The 23,280-nt window shown below is 50.2% G+C and carries 24 protein-coding genes; 19 read left to right on the top strand and 5 right to left on the bottom strand.

The genetic code is table 11. The annotated features are described in order from the left end of the window. The first annotated feature begins 49 nt into the window (after positions 1-49). The 3 genes from rsgA (at position 50) to spoVM (ending at position 1,862) form a co-directional block, all read left to right on the top strand. Positions 50-958 carry a ribosome small subunit-dependent GTPase A gene (gene rsgA, locus B9D94_RS19220; RefSeq protein WP_036636589.1) on the top strand — a complete coding sequence of 303 codons (909 nt, stop codon included), beginning with the start codon at positions 50-52 and terminating at the stop codon, positions 956-958. Positions 959-962: 4 nt separating this feature from the next. Next, entirely contained in the window at positions 963-1,622 is a 660-nt protein-coding gene (gene rpe / locus B9D94_RS19215; protein ID WP_006209229.1) for a ribulose-phosphate 3-epimerase, read from the top strand. Positions 1,623-1,781: 159 nt separating this feature from the next. Next, on the top strand, positions 1,782-1,862 hold the full coding sequence (gene spoVM, locus B9D94_RS19210; protein ID WP_034273235.1) for a stage V sporulation protein SpoVM: 81 nt from the start codon (positions 1,782-1,784) through the stop codon (positions 1,860-1,862). Positions 1,863-2,296: 434 nt separating this feature from the next. On the opposite strand, the gene rpmB is transcribed toward spoVM, so the two are convergent. Further along, positions 2,297-2,485, bottom strand: a complete 189-nt coding sequence (rpmB, locus tag B9D94_RS19205) for a 50S ribosomal protein L28 (RefSeq protein ID WP_006209230.1) — start codon at positions 2,483-2,485, stop codon at positions 2,297-2,299. A gap of 366 nt (positions 2,486-2,851) precedes the next feature. Between rpmB and B9D94_RS19200 the strand changes: the two genes are divergently transcribed. From B9D94_RS19200 to B9D94_RS19185, 4 genes are all read left to right on the top strand, one after another. After that, positions 2,852-4,630, top strand: a complete 1,779-nt coding sequence (locus tag B9D94_RS19200; protein WP_006209231.1) for a DAK2 domain-containing protein — start codon at positions 2,852-2,854, stop codon at positions 4,628-4,630. Between the two features lie 77 nt (positions 4,631-4,707). Continuing rightward, the gene (locus B9D94_RS19195; protein WP_148247724.1) at positions 4,708-5,565 is read left to right on the top strand and encodes a DegV family protein; all 858 of its coding nucleotides are present in this window, start codon (positions 4,708-4,710) and stop codon (positions 5,563-5,565) included. A 14-nt stretch (positions 5,566-5,579) separates the two neighbouring features. Then, complete coding sequence (recG, locus tag B9D94_RS19190; RefSeq protein ID WP_148247723.1) at positions 5,580-7,631, top strand: ATP-dependent DNA helicase RecG; 2,052 nt, start codon at positions 5,580-5,582, stop codon at positions 7,629-7,631. An 87-nt stretch (positions 7,632-7,718) separates the two neighbouring features. After that, positions 7,719-8,006 (top strand): stage VI sporulation protein F, encoded by a 288-nt coding sequence (locus B9D94_RS19185; RefSeq protein ID WP_006209234.1) that lies wholly within the window; start codon positions 7,719-7,721, stop codon positions 8,004-8,006. Between the two features lie 231 nt (positions 8,007-8,237). Here the strand turns inward: B9D94_RS19185 and B9D94_RS19180 are convergent, their stop codons facing one another. Continuing rightward, positions 8,238-8,939, bottom strand: a complete 702-nt coding sequence (locus tag B9D94_RS19180) for an SOS response-associated peptidase (protein ID WP_148247722.1) — start codon at positions 8,937-8,939, stop codon at positions 8,238-8,240. Between the two features lie 170 nt (positions 8,940-9,109). Here B9D94_RS19180 and B9D94_RS19175 point away from each other — a divergent pair, with 170 nt between their 5' ends. Beyond that, complete coding sequence (locus B9D94_RS19175) at positions 9,110-10,411, top strand: NCS2 family permease (RefSeq protein WP_006209237.1); 1,302 nt, start codon at positions 9,110-9,112, stop codon at positions 10,409-10,411. A gap of 343 nt (positions 10,412-10,754) precedes the next feature. On the opposite strand, the gene B9D94_RS19165 is transcribed toward B9D94_RS19175, so the two are convergent. Together B9D94_RS19165 and B9D94_RS19160 are read right to left on the bottom strand one after the other, a co-directional pair. Next, on the bottom strand, positions 10,755-11,375 hold the full coding sequence (locus tag B9D94_RS19165; RefSeq protein ID WP_148247721.1) for a putative glycolipid-binding domain-containing protein: 621 nt from the start codon (positions 11,373-11,375) through the stop codon (positions 10,755-10,757). A gap of 385 nt (positions 11,376-11,760) precedes the next feature. Beyond that, complete coding sequence (locus B9D94_RS19160) at positions 11,761-12,666, bottom strand: AraC family transcriptional regulator (RefSeq protein WP_076152057.1); 906 nt, start codon at positions 12,664-12,666, stop codon at positions 11,761-11,763. 106 nt (positions 12,667-12,772) lie between these two features. On the opposite strand from B9D94_RS19160, the gene B9D94_RS19155 reads away from it, so the two are divergent. The 11 genes from B9D94_RS19155 (at position 12,773) to B9D94_RS19105 (ending at position 21,625) form a co-directional block, all read left to right on the top strand. Next, positions 12,773-13,684 carry a DMT family transporter gene (locus tag B9D94_RS19155; protein ID WP_148248820.1) on the top strand — a complete coding sequence of 304 codons (912 nt, stop codon included), beginning with the start codon at positions 12,773-12,775 and terminating at the stop codon, positions 13,682-13,684. A gap of 189 nt (positions 13,685-13,873) precedes the next feature. Continuing rightward, positions 13,874-14,791, top strand: a complete 918-nt coding sequence (locus B9D94_RS19150) for a COX15/CtaA family protein (protein WP_148247720.1) — start codon at positions 13,874-13,876, stop codon at positions 14,789-14,791. 153 nt (positions 14,792-14,944) lie between these two features. After that, positions 14,945-15,865, top strand: a complete 921-nt coding sequence (cyoA, locus tag B9D94_RS19145) for a ubiquinol oxidase subunit II (RefSeq protein ID WP_148247719.1) — start codon at positions 14,945-14,947, stop codon at positions 15,863-15,865. A gap of 14 nt (positions 15,866-15,879) precedes the next feature. Further along, positions 15,880-17,853 carry a cbb3-type cytochrome c oxidase subunit I gene (locus B9D94_RS19140; RefSeq protein WP_148247718.1) on the top strand — a complete coding sequence of 658 codons (1,974 nt, stop codon included), beginning with the start codon at positions 15,880-15,882 and terminating at the stop codon, positions 17,851-17,853. Then, positions 17,853-18,479 carry a cytochrome o ubiquinol oxidase subunit III gene (gene cyoC, locus B9D94_RS19135; protein WP_006209246.1) on the top strand — a complete coding sequence of 209 codons (627 nt, stop codon included), beginning with the start codon at positions 17,853-17,855 and terminating at the stop codon, positions 18,477-18,479. The genes B9D94_RS19140 and cyoC overlap by 1 nt, the downstream gene beginning before the upstream one ends. A 1-nt stretch (position 18,480) precedes the next feature. Further along, positions 18,481-18,804: a cytochrome o ubiquinol oxidase subunit IV gene (gene cyoD, locus B9D94_RS19130; protein WP_006209247.1), complete on the top strand. Its 324-nt coding sequence runs from the start codon at positions 18,481-18,483 to the stop codon at positions 18,802-18,804. A 26-nt stretch (positions 18,805-18,830) separates the two neighbouring features. After that, entirely contained in the window at positions 18,831-19,673 is an 843-nt protein-coding gene (gene cyoE / locus B9D94_RS19125) for a heme o synthase (protein ID WP_253806003.1), read from the top strand. 25 nt (positions 19,674-19,698) lie between these two features. After that, complete coding sequence (locus tag B9D94_RS19120; RefSeq protein WP_148247716.1) at positions 19,699-20,103, top strand: FixH family protein; 405 nt, start codon at positions 19,699-19,701, stop codon at positions 20,101-20,103. 42 nt (positions 20,104-20,145) lie between these two features. After that, entirely contained in the window at positions 20,146-20,505 is a 360-nt protein-coding gene (locus tag B9D94_RS19115; RefSeq protein ID WP_006209250.1) for a c-type cytochrome, read from the top strand. Next, entirely contained in the window at positions 20,502-21,077 is a 576-nt protein-coding gene (locus B9D94_RS19110; RefSeq protein ID WP_036636616.1) for an SCO family protein, read from the top strand. The genes B9D94_RS19115 and B9D94_RS19110 overlap by 4 nt, the downstream gene beginning before the upstream one ends. 26 nt (positions 21,078-21,103) lie before the next feature. Continuing rightward, positions 21,104-21,625, top strand: a complete 522-nt coding sequence (locus tag B9D94_RS19105; protein ID WP_006209252.1) for a redoxin domain-containing protein — start codon at positions 21,104-21,106, stop codon at positions 21,623-21,625. 94 nt (positions 21,626-21,719) lie between these two features. On the opposite strand, the gene B9D94_RS19100 is transcribed toward B9D94_RS19105, so the two are convergent. Beyond that, a complete protein-coding gene (locus B9D94_RS19100; RefSeq protein WP_082834322.1) occupies positions 21,720-23,156 on the bottom strand; it encodes a MocR-like pyridoxine biosynthesis transcription factor PdxR in 1,437 nt (478 codons plus the stop codon). Between the last annotated feature and the right edge of the window lie 124 nt (positions 23,157-23,280).

The following is a 23,280-nucleotide window of genomic DNA, read 5'->3' as shown; positions in this document are numbered from 1 at the left end:
CAAGTCATGAGAACACTAAAATTTCAACAAGAAAGGTGAGGCCTATTATATGCTTGAGGGATTGATCGTGAAGGCACTAAGCGGATATTACTATGTCAAACCACTGCAAGACGGCAACATTATATCCGGGGAGGACCCAGCGGTTCAATGCAGAGCCCGCGGCATTTTCAAAAAGAAAGGCATCTCTCCGCTCGTTGGAGATCACGTTATGTACTCACTGACTGAGAATGGGGAAGGGACCGTGGAAGAAATTCTTCCACGGTCTTCCCAATTAATTCGCCCGCCTGTCGCTAATGTCGACTTGGCGGTGCTGTTGTTTTCGGTTAAAGAACCGGACCTGAGCTTGCACCTGCTGGACAAGTTCCTGGTACATATTGAGCATGCCGGTCTTGAAGCGTTGATCTGTTTAACGAAGCAGGATCTTGCGGATGCCTCGGACGATATACTGGAGCAGGTCAAGCGCCAGTACGAGCAAATAGGCTACGAAGTGATGATTACCAGCTCGGTCGAAGGTACAGGCACCGAACAGGTGAAGGATCGCTTGGCGGGCCATATTAGCGTATTCTCCGGTCAATCCGGTGTCGGGAAGTCGTCTTTGCTTAATGCGCTGATGCCCGGCCTCACGCTGGAGACCAGTGAAATCAGTTTGCGTCTTGGCCGGGGTCGGCATACGACGCGTCATGTCGAGCTGATCGAGCTTGATAACGGCGGGTACGTTGCCGATACACCGGGCTTTAGCCAATTGGACTTTTTGGAGCTGGGCGTCGAAGAGCTTTCGACCTGTTTCAGGGAGTTTGCTCTTTATGCCAACAACTGCAAATTCAGAGGCTGCAGTCATCTGCATGAGCCGGGCTGCCGGGTGATTCAAGCCAAAGAGGATGGAATCATTCTTGCCAGCCGCTACGAGCATTATGTGGAGTTTTTTGCAGAAATGAAAGACAAGAAGCGGAGGTACTGAAACTATGATAAAAATTGCCCCATCCATACTGTCAGCTGATTTTGCCAAGCTGGGACAAGAAATTAAGGATGCCGAGGCCGGCGGAGCCGATTGGATTCATGTGGACGTGATGGACGGTCACTTCGTGCCTAATATTACGCTGGGTCCGCCTATCGTCCAAGCGATCAGACCGCACACGAGCCTGACGCTTGACGTGCATCTGATGATCGAGCAGCCGGAGCTTTATATAGCGGATTTCGTAAAGGCAGGAGCTGACCTGATTACGGTTCATGCCGAGACCTGTCCGCATCTTCATCGTGTGATCCATCTTATTAAGGAGCATGGCGTAAAGGCAGGCGTTGCGATCAATCCGGCCACGCCGGCCCATGTGCTGCAGGAGGTGCTTCCTGATTTGGATCTGGTGCTGGTCATGACTGTAAACCCTGGATTTGGCGGACAAGCTTTTATCGAGCGGACCGTTAACAAGATCTCACAGCTCCGTGAATGGATTTCAAGCTCTGACTTCCCCAATATCCATATTGAAGTGGATGGAGGCATTACAGCGGAGACAGCGCCCCTTGTGGTGGAAGCAGGAGCTGATGTCCTGGTGGCGGGAAGCGCGGTATTCGGCAAGCCGGATCGCGCAGCAGCCATCGCAAATATTCGAAACAGCGTAACATCTTGACCGGAACGTGAGCAAGGGATGCATAGGGCGGGGTTTTCCCGCATAAATATGGTTACATGAGCAGGGTTCTCATGTAGCCTTTTTTGTCTGTGTTCACATCTATGGGCTTGGTGCATAACATAATCTAGGAAGGCATGAGAATGATGGGGAGGGTGAGACATGAAATTCTATACGTTCAAGCTGCCGAAGTTTCTGGGAGGTTTTGTGAAGGCGATCTTAAATACGTTTCACAAGAGCTGACAGCTTGTCCCGGCGTAACAAAACCTCCGCCCGGGACTGGCACCGCCTTGCCGGTTCTAGGGAAAGAGGCAAGAACACTCCGATCCGCGCATGGAGGAGATACCGCATCTCGTGCGGAAGTTTCTCTTGCGGTATAAGTAAGCCAAGCGCGATGTCTCCTTCGCTTTCTTATATCAAAAGAAGAGTGTCTAGCGACGTACTTATCGAAGACAGACCGCGTTCGACCGGAAGTTTTCTTGCGATATAAGAAAGCGGGAGTTTTGCTCGTTCATTTTTCTTATATCTAAATAAAAAAAGCACCTGCTATCCGCTCAAGGTGCTTTTTGTTTAGGAGAAGAATATGTATCTAAACGCAAGAAAAACTTCCTTGTCCCGGATAGCCCACAAACGGTGCCTGGAGATTAAGAAGTTTTTCTTCATATAACACGAGATGATTATACGCGAGTCACTTTACCGGATTTCAAAGCACGAGTGCTGACGTATACACGTTTTGGCTTGCCATCCACCAAAATGCGAACCTTTTGAACGTTGACACCCCAAGAACGCTTGTTGTGATTGTTAGCGTGAGAAACGTGGTTACCACTGCTTGGTTTCTTGCCAGTTACATAACATTTGCGAGCCATTCATTACACCTCCTTGTACCTAACCCTGCATGAAACAATACTTAAATATAATATCACAGTAAAAATTGCTCCGTCAACTATCCTAAAAACATTTATTTCTCTTTCTTCTTATAGTACAATGTTGATTAGTCCATAATATTTCCGAAGAAATATATTGTGGGCTAGTCGGCATGGCTCTCAAGATGCTTGGAACGCCGGCAGACGTAGAGGACGAGAGGGTAGCCCATCAAGATGTTATGATCGATTTAATCATGGCAAGTCTATTATTTACCGTTTGGGCATTTCGTCAGCTATAAGCTATGAAATAGATAATGAAATTTACGAAAAGAAGTGTTATGGGTATCAAGCCAGGAAGGGGAATTCTCATTGAGTAAGCGTTCTTTGAATGGAACAGAATTTACCGCGATGGTCCTAGCCGGAGCGGAGCAACTGCAGCAGCATGCAGAACACGTCAATTCCCTGAATGTTTTCCCGGTGCCGGATGGCGACACGGGGACAAACATGAATTTGACGATGACTGCAGGCGTTGCAGAACTGAAGAGTAAGCACTCGGAATCCGTCGGACATAGTGCCGGTGTGCTGTCCAAGGGGCTTCTAATGGGAGCCAGAGGGAACTCAGGGGTTATTTTATCCCAGTTGTTCCGCGGTTTCAGCCGGTATGCAGCACCATATACAGAACTTAATACCCATCAATTTGCTGCTGCGCTCCAGACAGGCGTGGAAGCTGCTTACAAAGCGGTTGTAAAGCCCGTAGAAGGCACCATCCTTACGGTAGCAAAGGAAGCGGCTAAACATGCAGTCTATTTCTCCCGCCGCAGCAACGATGTTGTTGAGCTGATGGAGCAGGTGCTGGCGAAAGCGAAGGAAACGCTCTCCCAGACACCGGATATGCTCCCTGTTCTGAAACAGGTTGGTGTCGTGGATTCGGGCGGTCAAGGCCTGGTATACATTTACGAAGGTTTCTTGCAGGCACTCAGACAAGACGTCCCCTCCGGATCATATGCTGTGTCGGAAGGACAAGCCGAACAGAGCAATACAGCACCGGTCTCCCATGCGGTCCCTGACTTCTCTGCGGTTCAAGCTCCGGCTTCAGCCCAGTCCAGACTGTCCACAGAGGACATTGAATTTTTATATGATATGGAATTCTTTATTAACAGACAGCTTGGAGAGGGAGCAGGCGCGGAATTCGATGAAGATTATTTCCGGAAAGCGCTTGCAGTGAACGGAGATTCCATCATTGTCATTTCCGATGACGAAACGATCAAAGTGCATGTGCATTCTAAAGCTCCGGGCGAAGTGTTGAATTTGGCGCTTCAGTATGGAGAAATCACTCAGATTCACATTTTGAATATGCGTGAGCAGCATCGTGATCTTCTGACAACAGGGATGGATATTGCACCGATGCCAGAGCTGTTTGCGGATATCCCGGCAGAGCATGTAACGCCGGAAGCGCCAGCTGTTCCTCCTGCGGACGAAATCGCACCTTATGGTTTCATTGCGGTATCGTCAGGGGAAGGCATTTCCGATATTTTCAAAAGCCTGGGCGTTGACGTCGTTCTCTCCGGCGGACAGACAATGAACCCGAGCACGGAGGATTTTGTCAATGCGATTTCTTCGATCTCGGCTCAGCAAGTGTTCATTCTTCCGAATAACTCGAACATCGTGCTGGCTGCCCAGCAGGCTCGGGAGCTTCTGGAAGGCGAGCGCAGCGTGACGGTTATTCCGAGCAAGACGATTCCGCAGGGGATGGCGGCAGCTTTCGCATTCCAGGAGGACGAAAGTGCGGACATGAATACGGACAGCATGCTGGACGCCATCACCCGCGTTCAATCCGGTCAAGTGACCTATGCGGTTCGGGATACCACGATTGATGATCTGGAGATCAAGGCAGGCCAGTTTATCGGAATTCGCAATTCCAACATTGTTGCAGCCAATGCGGATCTGATTACAACCTCGCAGGATTTACTTGGCAAAATGCTGGAATCCGGCGACGAGATTGTCACGCTTCTTACCGGAGCGGATGCAACCGAGGAATCGACCAACGCCCTGACCGACTGGCTAGGTGAGCACTACCCGAACGCAGAAGTTGAAGTACACTATGGCGGACAGCCGATTTATTCTTATCTGTTCTCTGTGGAGTCCTGATTCAAGAAATAGGGAAGTATGTGTACGTGTATAGAGGATTCAACATTATGCAGGGTATATTTTTAGGAGGGGTTCCGGTGAATAAGACCGTTATTGTGACAGACAGCACAGCGGATATTCCGGCAGACCTGGCGAAGCAACACAACATTCATATCGTGCCGCTGAGACTTATGTTTGGGGAAGATACGTATTTGGACGGAGTCGAAATTACGCCAGGCGAGTTCTACACCAAGCTGGTACAATCGCCACAGCTTCCAACGACCTCCCAGCCATCTCCCGCAGATTTTGTAGCCGTGTATGAGTCCATCCTGGAACAGCATCCAGGCTGCTCCATCGTGTCGATTCACATCTCATCGGGCTTAAGCGGGACGTATCAGTCCGCATTGCTTGCAACTTCTCTTATGGAAGGTGAAGCGGATATTACCGTGTGGGATTCCAAATCAGCTTCCTACGGTTTCGGATTATTTGTTGTTCATGCAGCCAAGCTCGCTCAAGAGGGAGCTGCTGCTTCAGATATTATTTTGTCCATGGAAGATCTTCGTTCCAAGCGCCGCCTCTACTTCCTGGTAGACACGCTGGAATATTTGCAGAAGGGTGGGCGGATCGGTAAAGCTTCGGCAGTGCTGGGCACATTGCTCAACATTAAACCTATCCTGTCCATTGATGGTCAAGGAATCATTTTCCCGGTAGACAAGGTGCGCGGACGCAAGAAAGCAACCGCCAAAATCATTGAGCTGTTTCAACAGGATTTATCCGGCGTAAAAAATATTAAAGTGGCTGTGGGTCATACAGCTGACCCTGCTCAGGTTGAGGATTTTCTGCAGCAGTTGTCCGCTGTGTTTACGATTGAGGAAACGGTGTTCTCCGAGATCGGTCCGGTTATCGGTACGCATGTTGGACCGGGAACCATTGCAGCATATATATGGCCTGCTTAAGTGAGGTAGATGATATGAGTCTCAAACTCGATCAAATATCCGTCAGACAGATCAACGGCGTGAGCGCCCTGAAAGAAGGGGAGCTTCACGCCTTTGGCGTCTCTACGGTTAAGGATTTATTGGAATATTACCCCTTCCGGTATGAGGATTACCGGCTCCGGTCCTTAAGTGAAGTGAAAGACGGAGACAGAATCACCATTCAAGCGAAGATCGCCAGTGTGCCTGTATTGCAGCGCTATGGTGGGAAATCCCGTCTAACCTGCAAAATGCTCGCAGAGAATTGGATGTTCACTGCGACTTGGTTCAACCGGCATTTTCTCAAGGATCAGCTGACGGCTGGCCGGGAGATCGTGCTGACGGGCAAGTGGGATCAACGAAGAATGCAGCTTACGGTATCCGAATCGGAGTTCCCGGATAAAGGGGCCTTCCGCAGCGGGACGCTGCAGCCGGTCTACTCCATCGGTGGGAAGATTACGCAATCCTGGATCCGAAAAACGATAGGACAGGCTTTGGAGCAGTACGGGGAGATGATTCCCGAGATTCTGCCGCAATTTTTGCTTCGAAAGTATGATCTGATGCCCCGTAAAGGGGCTATCTTGACGATTCATCAGCCTGTGGATTCCAGGGAAGGTCAGGAAGGGCGACGCCGGATGGTGTATGAAGAGCTCTTTCTGTTCCAGCTGAAGATGCAGGCGTTCCGCGCACTGAACCGGGGGCGGATGGACGGTGTTGTACATACGGCTGACAATGCAACCATTCGGGAGTTTGTGCGCAGCTTCCCGTTTGAGCTTACCGATGCGCAGAAGAAGGTGGAGCTGGAGATTTTGCACGATATGCGCTCCCCCTACTGCATGAATCGTTTGCTTCAAGGGGATGTGGGCTCGGGAAAAACGATTGTAGCTGCCATTGCCCTGTTTACAACGGTGCGTTCGGGCTTTCAAGGTGCCTTGATGGTGCCGACGGAAATTCTTGCGGAACAGCATATGCGTTCCTTGCAGAAGCTGTTTGAACCCTTTGGAATTACCGTGGGTCTGCTGACAGGCAGCGTTACGGGGAAGAAGCGCAAGGACTTGCTGGCTTCCCTGCAGATGGGACTGATAGACGTTGTGGTGGGCACACATGCCCTTATTCAGGATGATGTGTACTTCCGTGAGCTTGGGCTCGTTGTGACGGACGAACAGCACCGCTTCGGCGTGAATCAGCGGAGCGTGCTCCGGCGTAAAGGTTATAACCCGGATGTGCTGACGATGACGGCAACTCCGATTCCGCGGACGCTGGCGATTACCGCTTTTGGGGATATGGATGTATCCACCCTGTCGGAGCGGCCGAAAGGGCGTATTCCGATCACAACTTATTGGGTCAAACACGAGCTCATGGAGCGTGTGCTCGGATTTATTTCCCGGGAAGTAGACCAGGGACGGCAGGCATACCTGATCGCTCCATTGATTGAGGAGTCGGACAAGCTGGATGTTCAGAACGCGATTGACCTGCATGTTCAGATGCAGCAGGCCTTTCCCAAGTATGCTGTCGGACTCCTGCACGGCCGCATGACGCCTGCCGAGAAGGATGAAGTCATGCGCCAGTTCTACAGCAATGAAGTGCAGCTGCTCATCTCTACAACGGTAGTTGAGGTTGGGGTGGATGTGCCGAATGCAACGCTGATGATCATTATGGATGCGGACCGCTTCGGCCTGTCGCAGCTGCACCAGCTGCGCGGGCGGGTAGGCCGGGGACAGCATGCTTCCTATTGCGTTCTTGTGGCCGATCCGAAGTCGGAGGTAGGACAGGAGCGCATGCAGGTGATGACCGAAACCGAGGACGGCTTTGAGGTATCCCGGCGAGATTTGGAGCTGCGCGGCCCTGGCGACTTTTTCGGTACGAAGCAGAGCGGGCTGCCGGAATTCCGGCTGGCCGACATGGTGGCCGACTTCAAAGTAGTGGAAGAAGCCAGAGGTGATGCCGCTGCTCTGGTCAGTGACACTGCCTTCTGGACGTCACCCGAGTATGAGCCTTTGCGTGAATTTTTGCAGCAGGAGAAGATTTTTCAGGGCGATATCATGGATTAGCGGCGTGTAATCTGTTGGCACAATGGACAGACCTTCGTCATATAATCAAAAAAGGTGACAGCATTTATGACTGGAGGTGTTTCAACATTGGGTTATCAGCAGTACGGGATTAGTCCGCAGCTGGTGGAGCGGATTAAACTTAAAATGAAAAACCCGGCAATCAAGGAGAAAATCAAGGGACTCACCCAAGGATTGACCAAAGCCGATCTTCAAAACAGTACCAAGGTGCATCAATTGGTCCGAACCGCCAGCGGCATACTGAATGAGAAGCTGAGTTCAACGCAGGAGCAGCAAATGGTGCAATTCGTGCTTGCACAGCGTATTGACCCGAACAATACATTCCATCTGATCAAGCTGTGGGGAATGTTTCGTTAAACCATTGGATGACATCAAGGTTTTACAAGCATAGAAGAAGCCCCTCTCTGGAGTACTCTTCTCCTTATGAGCAGGGGCTTAAATGTTGTTGAAACAGGAATGATAATTCTGCAAGCAATTCTTAATGACGACTGGGTTGTATGGATCCAGGCACAGGCGATTGAATCATTGCCCAGGCAATGTCGCGAGGAGTCAGGAGGATAGGCAAAGTTTTTTTGCGTTCAGGCTGACTTAGCTGCGAGTAATGGAGCGGATACAGTCCTCCGTATCATTTTTGACGGAATTGACCGTTGTGCTAACTGGTACGGCTTGCATATCCTGAGCGGGATAAGGCTTCAGAAGCTCTTTGAGAGATTGCAGGTTGGAGGGGTAACGCTCACTTGCAGCTGTCGTCCGTTCCAGCCATAATGCCTCGTCCTCGGGTCTGAGAATAACCGGCATCCGGTTATGGATGGGCTCCATGAGTGTGTTGGGCTCGGTGGTGATGACGGTGCAGGTGCTCAGTTTTTCTCCGCTGGGGGTGATCCAGATGTCATACAGACCTGCCATGCTGAATAAATCACCGCTTCTCAAGCCGATGCGAAAGGGCTGTTTGCCATTCTCGTTTTTTTGCCATTCGTAAAAACCGTCTGCAGGAATTAGGCATCTTTTCCGATAAAAGGGCATCCTATAAGCAGGCTTCTCCTCCAGTGTTTCGCTGCGTGCGTTGATCATTTTGGCGCCTGTGGAGGAATCCTTGGCCCAGGACGGGACAAGCCCCCATTGCAGTTGTCCGATTCGGTTGGTGCTGCCGTCATTGATGATGGCCGTTACCATTTGGGTTGGAGCAATGTTGTATCGGGGAATGTGAAAGGGAGATACCGACTCGGGATCGATAAGATACCTGGTCATAAGCTCTTCCCACGTCACGGTGAGTGTAAAGCGTCCGCACATAGTCTATGGCCTCCTGTAATCGATGTGGCTTACGCCTACCTGAAAATAGCGTACCAATCGAGGATATAGAGTAAACACCTATTGTGTTTTGAGTATAACAAACATCATGCAACTTACCAAAAGGTCCAGACTCTTTGGCTGGTCCATGCATCATGAATGGAGGATATTTTGTGTTTGATTTAAAAGCTAACGGTACCTCGGTTAAGACAGAAGTTGTTGCCGGGACCACGACATTTTTTACGATGGCTTATGTGACCGTTGTGAATCCGCTGATATTATCGCAAGCGGGCGTGCCATTTGAACAAAGCTTCACGGCCACGATTATAGCCGCTGTCATCGGTACACTGCTGATGGGGCTCGTAGCCCGTTACCCGATCGCTGTAGCGCCAGGGATGGGATTAAATGCCTATTTCACCTACTCTGTCGTTCAAGGACATGCCGGACTTGGGTATATTGAAGCTTTCTCCGCCGTTTTCATCGCGGGTATTCTGTTTCTGCTGTTGTCGATGACCTCACTTCGGCGCAGGCTGATCGAGATGATCCCTGCGAATCTCAAGCATGCAATCACGGTCGGAATCGGCCTGTTCATTGCTTTTATCGGTCTCAGGATGAGCGGCATTATTACGGCGCATCCGGATAATCTGGTAGCCCTTGGCGATTTGCATCAGCCCTCGGTGGTGCTCGCTTTGGTCGGGCTGGCGGTTACACTTGTATTGCTGTCCCGGGATGTGAAGGGTGCCCTCTTTATCGGTATGATCATTACCGGAATTATTGCTTATTTTGCCGGTATGCTGTCCTTTACGAGTGGCATTATGTCTGTTCCTACACTGCCGGAGGGCATTCTGGTATGGAATCCGATTACGGCAGCCTCGGATGTGATCAGACACGGGCTTTACGCCGTTGTGTTCTCGTTCCTGCTTGTGACATTGTTCGATACCACAGGTACGGTTGTCGGTGTTGCAGAGCAGGCGGGGCTGATGAAGGATAACAAGCTGCCCCGAGCCGAGCGTGCCATGTTCTCTGATTCGGTGGCAACGGTAGCGGGATCCATGGTTGGCACAAGCCCGACAACCGCGTACATTGAGTCCGCTGCAGGGGTCGGCGCAGGCGGGCGTACAGGCCTGACAGCGGTTGTGGTTGCCGGATTGTTTGTGGTTGCGGCCTTCTTCAGTCCGTTGATCGGAGCGGTTGCCGGACTATCTGCCATTACGGCGCCTTCACTCATCGTCGTAGGGTGCCTGATGATGAGCAATGTCCAGCACATCCGGTGGAATGATTTTGACGAAGCGTTCCCTGCGTTTCTGGTCATCTTGACCATGCCGCTTACATCCAGCATCGCGACCGGAATTGCGCTCGGTTTTATTTCCTACCCGCTCATGAAAATCGTGAAGGGCAAGTGGAAGGCAGTTCATCCGCTGATGTATATTTTTGCCGTGCTGTTTGTGCTGCAGCTTGTATTTGTCCCGCATTGATTGGAAAGTCAGGGCAGGAAGGATGAAGCAAGAGGGTAGAATCAGCAGTAAGCATGGAGCAGAAGCAAGAAACAAGAAACAAGACGTAAGAAGCAAGAAGCAAGAAGCATGAACACATAAAGCCGTGATATAAGAGATAAGAAGCAAAAAAAGCAAGAGGCAATATGCCAGAGGTAAGAAGCAATAGGTAAGAAATATGAAATCCCCTGAAGGTCAAGCCAGACCGCGCAGGGGATATTTGTCATGTTGAAGGCAGGATGGGGAACGCGTAAAAGTTATTTTACCCGATCCGGCAAAATAAGGGGCAGGTCATCCTCGGCATCCAAACTCCACCGGAGTTTATTCAGCGGGTTCGGCTCCAAACGTCCGCATATTTCGTGACAAGCCCGTGCTCGTCGACCTCCAGATCCGCTTGATAGGCCCCGTTGTTGCTCTCATAACGGTAGGAGCGTTCACCCGTACGCGTATATCGTTGAGGAAGAGGGCTGACGGTCAGACTTGGGAACTGAATCCAGACAGCGATCATGGACGCACTCTCCCCCGGTTTCAGCTGCAGACGCCGGATCGGGAGCGTGTTGGTGGACGGGGTGATCCCGAGATCAATGTCATTCATTCCCGCAAATGACGTTAATTCTGTGCCGCTGCTCCACCAGCGGTTGTCCTCATCCTGTTTCAGGTGAAGGGACTGTTCCTTGGTGCCATTAGAGAGGTGAATCCGAACCTCACGGGTCTTCCAGCCGCTTGTTGTTTCGACTTCATAGGAGCAGTGGAGGGGCTGGGTATCCAGACTGGCTACAACCGTTCCGGTGAGCGTGAATCCCTCTTGATGCTGGTAGAGACGGCTGTGCTCCAGAGAGGGCAGGTCATGCCTGTTCCATAGCAGCGATTGCAGAAGCTGACGGGTTTCCCCGCTATCGTGTCCGGTTTGATGGGCATAGTTAACAGCGTTTGGGTTAAGATTCATAGTATTATACCTCGCTTCTAGGTTGGTGTAGATCTTCTAGTCTCGCTCCGCACCCGCATCTGAATATGAAGCTCTCCCACGGTTTAAAGCGACAGAGGGGAACCGATCGGATTGGCTTCACGTTGTGCCTCGCTAGACTCCTTTTTATTATATACCGAACGTATGTTCTTTTGGCAACTGATCAATATGCAATAGATGCATTTTTTGTTTATATAAAGAAAACAGTAGCCAGATGATGTATTGAAAGTGCGGTGGGGGACCGAAGAATATACGGGCGACGGAAGGAGCCGGAAGCTTTCTGGCTTTTTTTCATAGACAGGTTGAAATGTTAAATAAGGAAGCAAATTCAGATGGGAAGTACTGACCAAGTCAGCATGCCCTATATTTACGGGCTGATATCCTTCTGTCGAGGCACTTGGTTCTTGTACGTTAAGGGCGTCATGTTCATGGCATCTCGAAACTTGTCTATAAAATAGCTTGTGCTGTTAAAACCGACCCGATAACCGACATCTGTCACGCTCGATTCAGGATCGTGAAGCAGCACGAGACTTTGTTTGATCCGATAATCGATCACATACTGCATTGGCGATGTGTTGAGGATTTGCTTGAAATAACGGCACGTTTCGGAGCGGCTCAAGTTCCCCGCTTTTGCGATATCCTCCAATTTGATTTTCTCCGCATAATGCATATGGAGCCAGTTCAGCATTTCCTTCATGCGCTGATTCTTTCTTGTTTCGGCCTGATTGTACTCCAGTACCATTCCATTCTGCATGAAGTTTCTCCATATGGAAGCCAGATGTTCAACGATATGGATTTCATAATACGGCGATTGTAACTTGATACATGTGTTGATCGCCTCAATCGAACTTAAAATACGGAGAGCCCATGGTTCGGAGGGGGCAAGGAACAGAAAAGGCAGATTGGTTGCATGGATATATGGATATACATAGGTCGTATATAATTCTTGGGGCAGGACAAACGAAGGCGACACATTCAAACAAATGTAAACAGAGCCTGAATGATGCTCATCCTCGGCCATATGCAAGCTCCCGCTGTTGATAAATATGCCTTCGCCTTGTTTGACCACCTGCTGGACTTCGTTGATCCGAAAGACCGCTGTTCCTTGAACAACATAAACAAACTGTAACTCGGTATGCCAATGAAGAGGTATGTGACCGTGTATGTTTTGCTTAATGACCGTTTCATAGCAGGCAAGAGGAAGTACAACGGTACGATGGTCCGTAAGCTCTCTTAAGCTGCCCGCATCGATTTTGATCTCTTTGTGCTGCAAGAAGACACCTCAATATACTTATATTTTTAGATCCTATTTTTATATCCCATCTGTTGATCAGCCTTTACAATATCAATATTATGATATTTTGAATGGGGACATCAACATGGGAACACCTGCACGGAGAACCGGATTAGGTCTTGTCATCATCGGCGCATTATGTTGGGGAATGGGAGGAACCGTAGCGCAAAAGCTCATGCAGCAGTACGCTATAGATCTAAATTGGCTGGTGACAACGCGTCTATGCTTAGCCGGGATTTTGCTGTTGAGCATACAGTTTTTCGTCAAGGACCGATCCCAGATATGGAAGATTTGGAAGAATGGCAAAACAGCGATGCAATTGATGGTTTTCGGATTACTTGGCATGCTAACGGTTCAGTATACCTATCTAGCATCGATAAAGTATGGGAATTCTGCGGTTGCGACGCTATTGCAGTATTTAGCACCTGTCATGATCATCGTATACCTTGCTATAAAGGAACGGAAGCTGCTGAGCAGGCAAGATATGATTACGGCTTTGCTAGCTTTATTAGGTTGTTTCTTGTTGTTGTCCAATGGCTCCGTCACGCAGCTTTCCGTGCCGACACCTGCGATCGTGTGGGGGGTTCTATCCGGAATTGCGCTGGCCTTTTACACGATATATGCAGTTCCTCTACTTGAACAATACGATTCCCTTGTTATTGTTGGATGGGCTATGTTGATTGGAGGAAGTGCTCTTGCTTGGTTTCATCCGCCATGGAAAATAAATCTGGTCGGCTTGCAATCAGAGGCCTATTTATATCTAGTCTTCGTGATCGTTTTTGGCACGATGATTGCATTTTGGTTCTACATCGAAAGTCTGCAGAGCCTTTCGCCCAAAGAAACAAGTTTGCTTGGAACGCTCGAGCCCTTGGCGGCTGTGCTAACCACCGTTTTTTGGTTGAAAGAGCCTTTTGGCGTTTTTCAATGGGCGGGAACGGCCTGCATTATCGGAATGATTTTGTTGCTGGCACTGTATCAAAGAACGAATGATGGATAACGTAACAACGATTCAGACCTAGAGCGCCCCAGGGCGTTCTTTTTTTTGTCAACTACGTGAAGCGGATGGCAGAAAAATGCCCATAATGGATGGTCACGAATGGCCGACAACTCTTTATTCTGTGCAATGGGACAGGTCATAAAACGGATCTTGCTCCAGCTTAAATTCAGACACAAGAGGTGGATTATATTGTACGCAATAACATCACGGCACCGCATGCTGGCATGGTCATCTTTTATCGGCATGTTCTTCGTTTTGCTGGCAGGGGCGCTTGTAACCAAGACCGGTTCCGGTCGCGGCTGCGGCGATGATTGGCCGCTGTGCAACGGGAAATTCATCCCGGCATATACACTCGAATCCATGATTGAATATTCGCACCGGATGATAACCGGGGTGGTCGGCATCCTCGTTCTTGTCACGTATATCGTGATCCGGAAATATTACGGGGGCCATAAGGAAGCACGCTATTATGCCGGCGGCACCTTATTCTTCACCGTGATCCAGGCACTGATGGGGGCCGCGGCCGTCATGTGGCCACAGCAGCCAGCGGTCATGGCTCTTCATTTCGGAATCTCTTTATTTGCGGTGGCCAGCAGCATGCTGCTGGTGGTATGGATGTATGGCACAAACCCATACGATTACCGTTCCAATGCCAGGGTTCCGCGATCTATTCGTTATCTGGGCTGGGGGATCTGGCTGTATTGCTGCGGTGTGGTGTATCTTGGCGCCTATATCCGGCATACCGAGTCGGAGGCCGGTTGTATAGGCTGGCCACTGTGCAATGGCCAAGTTATCCCCTATCTGGGAGGCGCCTCGGGCATCGTCTTTCTTCATCGTGTTGCTGCTGCGATTCTACTGCTTTTGTTGATCATTCTGTTTCTAGCCGTAAGAAGATACGAGATCAGGGAGCGCTCAACAGGCCTGACAGCGCTGGCAGTTGGTCTCAATCTCGTGGTGCTCGCGCAGATTCTGAGCGGGGCGTGGCTGACACTTGCGATGAACAACAGCCATGTCTATATTTTTGCAAGCCTGATTCACAACGTGCTCGCCACCTTGCTTTTTAGTTTGCTTTCTGTTTTTGCGATCCGTACGTGGAAGAGACGATGAGTTGATGAGATTGAAATTCGGACTTGTATATGAAATTTGTTACAGAAAATTGAACTTGGCCTGTATTTTTAGTGAACGAACGGCTGGTGACACCGAATGTCTTCTCCACTAAAGTAAGTCACGACAAGTGAGCAGAGATTGGAGCTGAATGTAATGAAACGACCGAGAGCACTTCGATGGATGGGATTGGCTTTTTTACTGTCCATCATGCTGCTGGCGATGACCGGATGCAGCGAGAACATCATTGTTCTGAACCCGAAAGGGCCCATTGCGGAGCAGCAGCGCGATTTGATGATTATTTCGACCCTGCTGTGCTGCATCGTCATCGTTCCGGTATTGATTCTGACTGCCGTCATCATCTGGCGGTATCGGGATAAAAAAGGAAGAAAAGCAGCGTATACGCCGGAATGGGAGCATAGCACGAAGCTGGAGCTGATCTGGTGGGGAATTCCCGTGCTCATCATATTGATGCTGGCCATTATCACGGTAAAAGCAACGTATGACCTGGAGCCGTCGAAACCGATCGCCTCCAGCGAGAAACCGCTTACGGTGCAGGTAACGTCCCTGAACTGGAAATGGCTGTTTCAGTATCCCGAGCAGGGCATAGCGTCGGTGAATGAGTTGAAGATTCCGGAGGATGTGCCCATCCGCTTCGAAATTACGGCGGATTCGCCGATGAATTCGTTCTGGATACCGCAGTTGGGCGGTCAGATGTACGCCATGTCGGGCATGGCGATGACGCTGTATTTGCAGGCCGATGAGGTAGGGGAGTATTGGGGCTCCGGAGCTAACTTTACAGGCACGGATTTTGCCAAGATGTATTTTGATGTGGAGGCCACGTCCAAGGAGGAGTTTGACGCATGGGTGGAGGAGGTCAAGACCGATTCGCCCAAGCTGACTTTGGAAGGCTATAAACAGCTGAGAGAGCCGTCCACATCTGAGGTTCAATCGTATTCCGCATTTCCGGAAGGTCTGTTCGAGATGACGGTGACCAAATATGCCGCTTCTCACAACCATGGCTTGTCATGGAAAAACACGCAAAACTTCGAATTCGAGGACCAGGTGACTAGGTAAGGAGAGAGCTTCTAATGTGGGAAAAAATAAAAGAGTTTGCTTCCGAGTTTTTTGTAACGGGCGATCCGTTAATCTATGGGGCGGATGTCACCATCGTGCTAACCTTGATCGCCACTGTAAGCGGCTTGACGTACTTCAAGAAGTGGAAGTGGTTATGGCGGGAATGGCTGACAACCGTTGACCACAAAAAGATCGGCATTATGTACATATTGGCTGCCTTCCTGATGCTGTTTCGGGGCGGAGTGGATGCGCTTTTAATGAGGGCGCAGCTGGCCATGCCGGAGCTTAATTTTTTGCCGCCGGATCATTATAACCAGATTTTCACTACGCATGGAGTTATCATGATTCTGTTCATGGCCATGCCGTTCATGTTCGGTTTGTTCAACATCATGGTGCCGCTGCAGCTCGGCGCGAGAGACGTAGCCTACCCGTTCCTGAATTCGCTCAGCTTCTGGCTGTTCTTCTCAGGGGCGATGCTGTTTAACCTGTCGTTTGTCATCGGAGGCTCGCCGGATGCCGGCTGGCTTGCGTATCCGCCGTATTCGGGTACCATGTACAATCCGGGCGTGGGGCAGGACTTCTATGTATGGGGAATCCAAATCTCGGGGCTCGGCAGCTTGATGACCGGGATCAACTTCCTGGTGACGATTCTGAAAATGCGGGCACCGGGCATGAAACTTATGAAAATGCCGATGTTTTCCTGGTCGGTGCTATCCAGCTGCATCGCGATTATCTTCTCGTTTCCGATTCTGACCGCGACGCTTGCGCTGCTGTTTCTGGATCGTTATGCCGGGGCTCATTTTTTCACGCTTGACGGCGGCGGGAACCCGATGATGTATATCAACCTGATCTGGATGTGGGGACACCCTGAGGTGTATATCATCGTTCTGCCGGCATTCGGGATATTCTCAGAGATCGTATCCACGTTCTCGAAGAAAAAGCTGTTTGGCTACAAGTCCATGGTATGGGCCATGATGATCATCAGCGTCCTGTCCTTCCTTGTATGGGCCCACCACTTCTTTACGATGGGATCGGGCGCGGACGTCAATGCGTTCTTTGCCTTGACAACCATGCTGATTGCAATCCCTACCGGCGTGAAGGTGTTCAACTGGCTGTTTACCATGTTCCGGGGGAGAATCACATTCGAAACGCCAATGTTATGGACGATTGGATTCATTCCATGTTTTATTGTCGGCGGTTTGACCGGCGTTCTGTTATCCGTAGCTCCGGCGGATTTTCAGTTCCATAACAGTTACTTCCTGGTGGCACATTTCCATCAGGTGATCATCGGGGGCGTCGTATTCGGGTACTTTGCCGGATTGTATTATTGGTGGCCGAAAATGTTCGGTTTCACACTGAACGAACGCATCGGAAAATGGGCGTTCTGGTTCTGGAACATCGGGTTCTATTGCTGCTTTATGCCGCAGTATGTGCTCGGCCTGATGGGAATGACCCGCCGGGTGGTTACTTACAGCTGGGACAAAGGCTGGTGGGAGCTGAACCTGGTGTCCACGATCGGTGCCGTGCTGATGGCCATTGCTTTTCTGTTTCAGGTTTGGCAGATCGTGGATGGATTCAAGCACCAGGCCAAGAACCGGGACACCACGGGCGATCCGTGGAACGGCCGCACGCTGGAATGGTCCATTCCGTCGCCGGCACCGGTCTATAACTTTGCCGTTCTGCCGAATGCATCCCGTCAAGATGAATGGTGGGAGCAGAAACAATCCGTAGGGGCGCATCAAGCCATTAAGCAGAAGCTGGAGCCGATTCATATGCCTAAAAATTCCGGAGTCCCGATTGTCATGTCGGCTTTCTGGTTTATAGCAGGCTTTGGTTTCATATTCGATTGGACCGGATTCATATATACCGGATTGGCAGGCGTTGTTGGCTGTTTGCTGTACCATTCCTTTAACTATGATACGGATTATTATATTCCGGTTGATGAAATCGAGCGAACAGAAGCTGCCATAAGGAAGGTGAGTATCTAATGGCTGAGTCCCAAACATCAGAACAAATATTGCAAGCTCACGCGCATGATGAACATCATGGTCATCCGGATATGGAGGAAGTGCGAACGTTCGGTTTCTGGATTTATCTGATGACCGATGTCATTATATTCGGAACGCTTTTTGCCACCTATATCGTGCTGCAGCAAAATACGGACGGCGGTCCGGGACCTGCAGACCTGTTTCAAATGGGCGGAATTATAACAAGCACGTTTATCTTGCTTGCCAGCAGTTATACCTGCGGTCTTGCGCTGCTGTCCATGCACAAGCACAACGTTAAGGGTCTCATATCCTGGCTGGCGGTTACAGCTGGACTGGGCGCCATATTTATCGGGATGGAAATTGCCGAATTCAATCATCTGGTACACGAAGGCGCGACGATAGGAACCAGCGCATTTTTATCCGCCTTTTTCACCCTGGTGGGTACGCATGGACTGCACGTACTGTTTGGACTGGTCTGGATGATCGCCCTGATCATTCAGCTGGCCAAGCGGGGAATCACCCCGGTAACCAAACGGAAGGTGAATGTGATTAGTCTGTTCTGGCATTTCCTTGATGTGGTGTGGATCTTTGTATTTACGGTCGTGTACTTAATGGGGGTGAGTTAATATGGTTCCATCGAATTCGCATCAAACCCCGGAGGGTCACGGTTCTTTCAAATCGTATACCATCGGCTTCTTCTGCTCAATCATTCTGACCCTGATTCCCATCACCGTTGTGATGAATGATTGGCTGGAAGGAACCTGGAACTCGGTCGTGCTGATGACTGCCGCGGTGCTGCAGCTTATGGTTCAGCTCTTATTCTTCATGCATTTGCGTGAGGAGAACAAGCCGCGCTACAATCTGATATCGCTGGTGCTGGGTCTGGTTATCCTGCTGGTTATCGTAGCGGGGTCCATGTGGATCATGCTGTATAACATGGTAGCTGTATGAAGAATGCCACCTTACTGGGGGATTGGATGCAGCTTATAAAGCCGCGCATTATTCAGCTTAATCTGGTTGCTGCATTTGGAGGCTACTGGCTAGCCTCCAAATGGGTGGTGGACTTTGGCCTGTTGTGCTGGATGCTGCTTGGAACAACACTTACGATGGCATCTTCTTGCATCTTTAATAACGTTTGGGATTACAAGCTGGATCGCAAAATGGCCCGAACCTGCAATAGGCCGCTAGCGACGGGACGAATAAAGTTAACCCATGCTGTTTGGTGTGCTGTGGCTCTTGGTATCTCAGGAGAAATCATTTTGTTCCTGAACGTGAACAAGGTTGCCGGGTGGCTTGGATTGCTGGGGATGTTCTTTTACATTGTCATCTATACGATGTGGCTGAAACGAAATTCAACCTGGAGCACCGCTGTAGGCGGGGTATCGGGAGCGGTTCCGCCGGTTATCGGATACTGTGCCGGCACGGGAACCGTGGATACCGGAGCTGTTCTGTTATTCTGCTTGCTGTTCTTGTGGCAGCCCGCGCATTTCTGGTCGCTGGCCATCCGGCGGGTGGAGGAGTACAGAGCGGCAGGGTTTCCATTGCTGCCTGTCCGTAAGGGAGTTAGGCGTACCAAAGTGCAGATGATTCCCTATGTAACGCTGCTGCTCCCAACCGTCATTTTGCTGTACGTTTACGGCTTTTCCGGTCCCGTATTTCTGACGGTGTCTGTGATTGGTGGTGTGATATGGCTCTTGCATACGCTGCATGGAATAACCGTTTCGGAGGATGAACGCTGGGCTAAAACCAATTTCATGATTTCCGTAAATTATTTGATGATCGTGTTCATTGTTATGATTCTGGATACGCCTGCGCTTTAATGATAGGCATGCATAATGGGGTGAAATGATGAAGAAATCGGATTTGATTGTTCTTATATTGTGCGTGCTGCTATTAGTATCGTGTTCTTCGGCTCCTGCGTCCGATGCAGAGGTTGAAGAATTGATCCGGGTCGATCTGATTCTGCCGACGGGTCCGGTAAAGACCTCGGAGACCGTCCCTTTTGAAGCGCGAGTGACACAAGGCGAGTCGCTTGTTGAAGATGCCCAAGAGGTGGAATTCGAGTTCCGACTGGCCGATCAGGATGAGTTCCAACGGATAGAAGCTAAACATGAAGAAGACGGAAGGTACCGAATAGAGAAGGCTTTTGAGGTCGAAGGGACCTATGAAGTGACTGCGCATGTGACCGCAAGAGGCATGCATGTGATGCCAAAAAAAGAGATTGCTGTAGGAGATCATGTGGAGAAGTGAACTGAGGTAGCAGTGATCGGGTAAGAAGGGGTGGCGGATACAATGACCCGAAAATACAGGTTGATGCTTATTATGCTGGCGATGCTGGTGTTGTCTGCTTGCAGTGAAAGAACCGAGGACGACTCTGCGCTTCGCGCCAGTATTGTTACACCGGAGGATGAAAAGGCGGTTGCCCTCTACAAGAGTCAGTGCCTCTCATGCCATGCTATCGATTTGGGCGGAAGGGTAGGTCCTAGTCTTAAGGATGTCGGAACGAGGCTCTCGGAGGATGAAATACGCGACATTGTAACGGATGGCTATAGAGGCATGCCTTCCTACAGGAAGATTCTAGAGGAGAGCGAGATCCAATCCATAGCGGCGTGGCTTGCGAACATGAACGAGGAGCAGGAGGGGGATACATGAAAAAGATCATGCTCATAGGCGTGCTCATGCTGGTGACGCTGGTGGCAGCCGCATGCGGCAATTCCAAGCCGAGTCAGCTGAGCATTCCGGTCCAGCCATTTGAATACATCAATCAGGATGAAGAGGAGGTCTCTTTAGCTGATCTGAAAGGAAAGGTGTGGATCGCGGACTTTGTATTCACACGCTGCATTACGGTGTGTCCAACCATGACTGCCAATATGGCAGAGCTGCAGCAGCGGTTGAGTGATGCGGGGCTCGAAGCCACGCTGGTATCCTTTTCGGTAGACCCGGAACGGGATGAACCTGCGGCACTCAAGAGTTACCTGGGCAAATTTGATGCAAACTTCACGAACTGGCATGCGCTCACGGGATATACGTTTGACGATATTAAATCGTTTGTGCTGCAATCCTTCAAAGCACCTATTGCCATGGATACAGCAGCAGATCAGGTCATTCATGGCACGTCCTTCTACCTGATAGACCAATCGGGCACGGTTGTCGCGAAATATGATGGCAACATGGACCCGCCTTATGACAAAATCCTGAAGGACGTCAAATCGCTGCTGAAGTAGGGGCGGTCTAAGCGAGGTGGAATGAAATGAACCGATTAGCTCATTCATCATGGATCCGATGGCTGATTCTTGCGCTTGTAACGGCAGCCGGAATATACGCTCTCGTACATGCCCTGCTGGGGGATCAGGAAACCGCTGAGATTGGCCAAACGGCTCCCGACTTTGAGGCGGTGAATCTTCAGGACGAGCCCGTCAGGCTCTCCGATTACAGAGGGCAGCCCGTGCTGTTAAATTTCTGGGCGTCTTGGTGCGGTCCCTGCGTTAATGAAATGCCGATCCTGAACGAAGCGTACGCGCAGGAATCCGGCACTCAGATTATCGCTGTCAATATAGGAGAAAGCCGAGAGAAAGCGGAGGCATTCGCTTCGAAGCATCATTTGGAGATGCCGATTGTGCTGGATCAGCACAATACAATCAAAGGCCAATACGGCATCAGTGGTCTTCCGGTAACCGTCTTGATTGATGACCAGGGTAAAATGGTTGATCGAGTCACCGGCGAGCTGCCGAGTCTTGCGTTCGTCAAGGAATTGATGAGCAGGATTCAATAGGAACAAGTGTGTTAGGACACGAGAACAAGGTTAGCTTCTGGTAAGCTAACCTTGTTCTTTATTCCAGGGAGGAGAAGATCCGTTAACATCTGCCCTATTGAATCGTGGCGTGCAGAGCTTGAGCAAACCTCGAGATGCCGGACGGGATATCCTCAGCCCTGGCACGGGCATAAGTGAATCTAACGTAACCGGATGCTGAACCGTATACGCTTCCCGGCGCAAAAATAACGCCCTTTTGAATGGAAGCTTCCAGCAGCTTGCTATCATTCACTTCCGGCATGATTTTGCACCAGAGATGCAAACCGCCCTCAGGCACATGGAACTGAACGAGACCGTTCAGCTCTTTCCGAAGGGACTCCATCAGTAAGTCACGCTTGTACAGTAAGCTAGCTCTCAGCTTGTCCAGATGAGGCGCAAAATAGGAGGAGCTGAGAAACTGTCCAGCGAGGCTTTGGGGAACCACGCTCAGCCCGAAATCCATCTGCTGTCTGGCGTCCGCGAGCCGTTCAACGACAGAATTCGGGGCAACCATCCAGCCTACGCGGAGGCCGGACGCTGCGATTTTTGATAGAGATCCAATGTACAGCACCGACCCGACTGAATCCACGGACTTCAGCGGTGCAGGGGGCGAACACTGGTAGGCCGTCAAACTGAAGGGGTCATCCTCCACGATAGGAAGCCCAAGCTCACTTGCAACATCAAGCAGTTGGGCTCTTCTCTCTTCAGCCAAGACGGTGCCTGTCGGATTCTGAAAATTCGGATTAATAAAAATCATCTTGATCCGGTGTTTCTTGTACAGGGAGCGTATGTCCTCTGGCTGTACCCCTCGTTCATCAACAGGCAGTCTGAACAATCGAAGACCGGCAGATTGAAACATAGGCAGTGAATAGCAATATGACGGGTCTTCAATAGCCACTGCGTCACCAGGCGAAAGCAAGCACTGCGTAATGAGGTACAGCGATTGCTGGGAGCCTGACGTGATTAATATGGACGATTCAGTGGTATGAATCCCCCGATATTGTTTGAGATAAGTTACCAATGCCTGTCGTAGTGGACCATATCCTTGCGGATTGTCATAACCCAGATAGGGAGTATCCGGTTTCTGACTCAATATCGTGTTCATTTCTTCGTTCGGCGCCAAATCGCCGGCAAGCTCTCCGCTCGCAAAATCAATCAGGGAGGGATCATAAGCCAATGCTTCCCGAATGCGACGGAGAAAAGGCAGGTTAGGCAGGAAGTTTCCTCCCTCCGCGTAACGGTGCCAGTTCGGCGTATGCTTGGGTGTAGCTCCCCACTTGGAGCTGCTGACCCGAGTTCCGCTCCCGGAACGGCTCTCTATGATACCAAGCGCCCGAAGCTCCGAGTAAGCCAGAACCACGGTGCTTCGATTAACTCCCAATTGCTCGGCGAGTTTGCGTTCGGATGGAAGTAAACTCCCTGGCGGAAACTCACCGTAAGATATTCTTTGCTCCAGATCATCAGCAATTTGCTGATATAGAGGTTGTGTGCTGTTACGATCCGGCTTCCACACTTTCCTCATCCTCTCATGACATATTCAGGTTGTTCCTGTCTGTAATCTTGATCATATCACTATGCACAAATAAAGGGTTTTCATAATTTTATCATTATGATGACAAATCTCTTTCAATCTGTTG

The organism is Paenibacillus sp. Cedars (assembly GCF_003184205.1).
GTDB lineage: Bacteria > Bacillota > Bacilli > Paenibacillales > Paenibacillaceae > Paenibacillus_AQ > Paenibacillus_AQ glucanolyticus.
The sequence above is the reverse complement of the archived record's forward strand: the minus strand, read 5'-3'. Positions and strand labels throughout refer to the sequence as shown.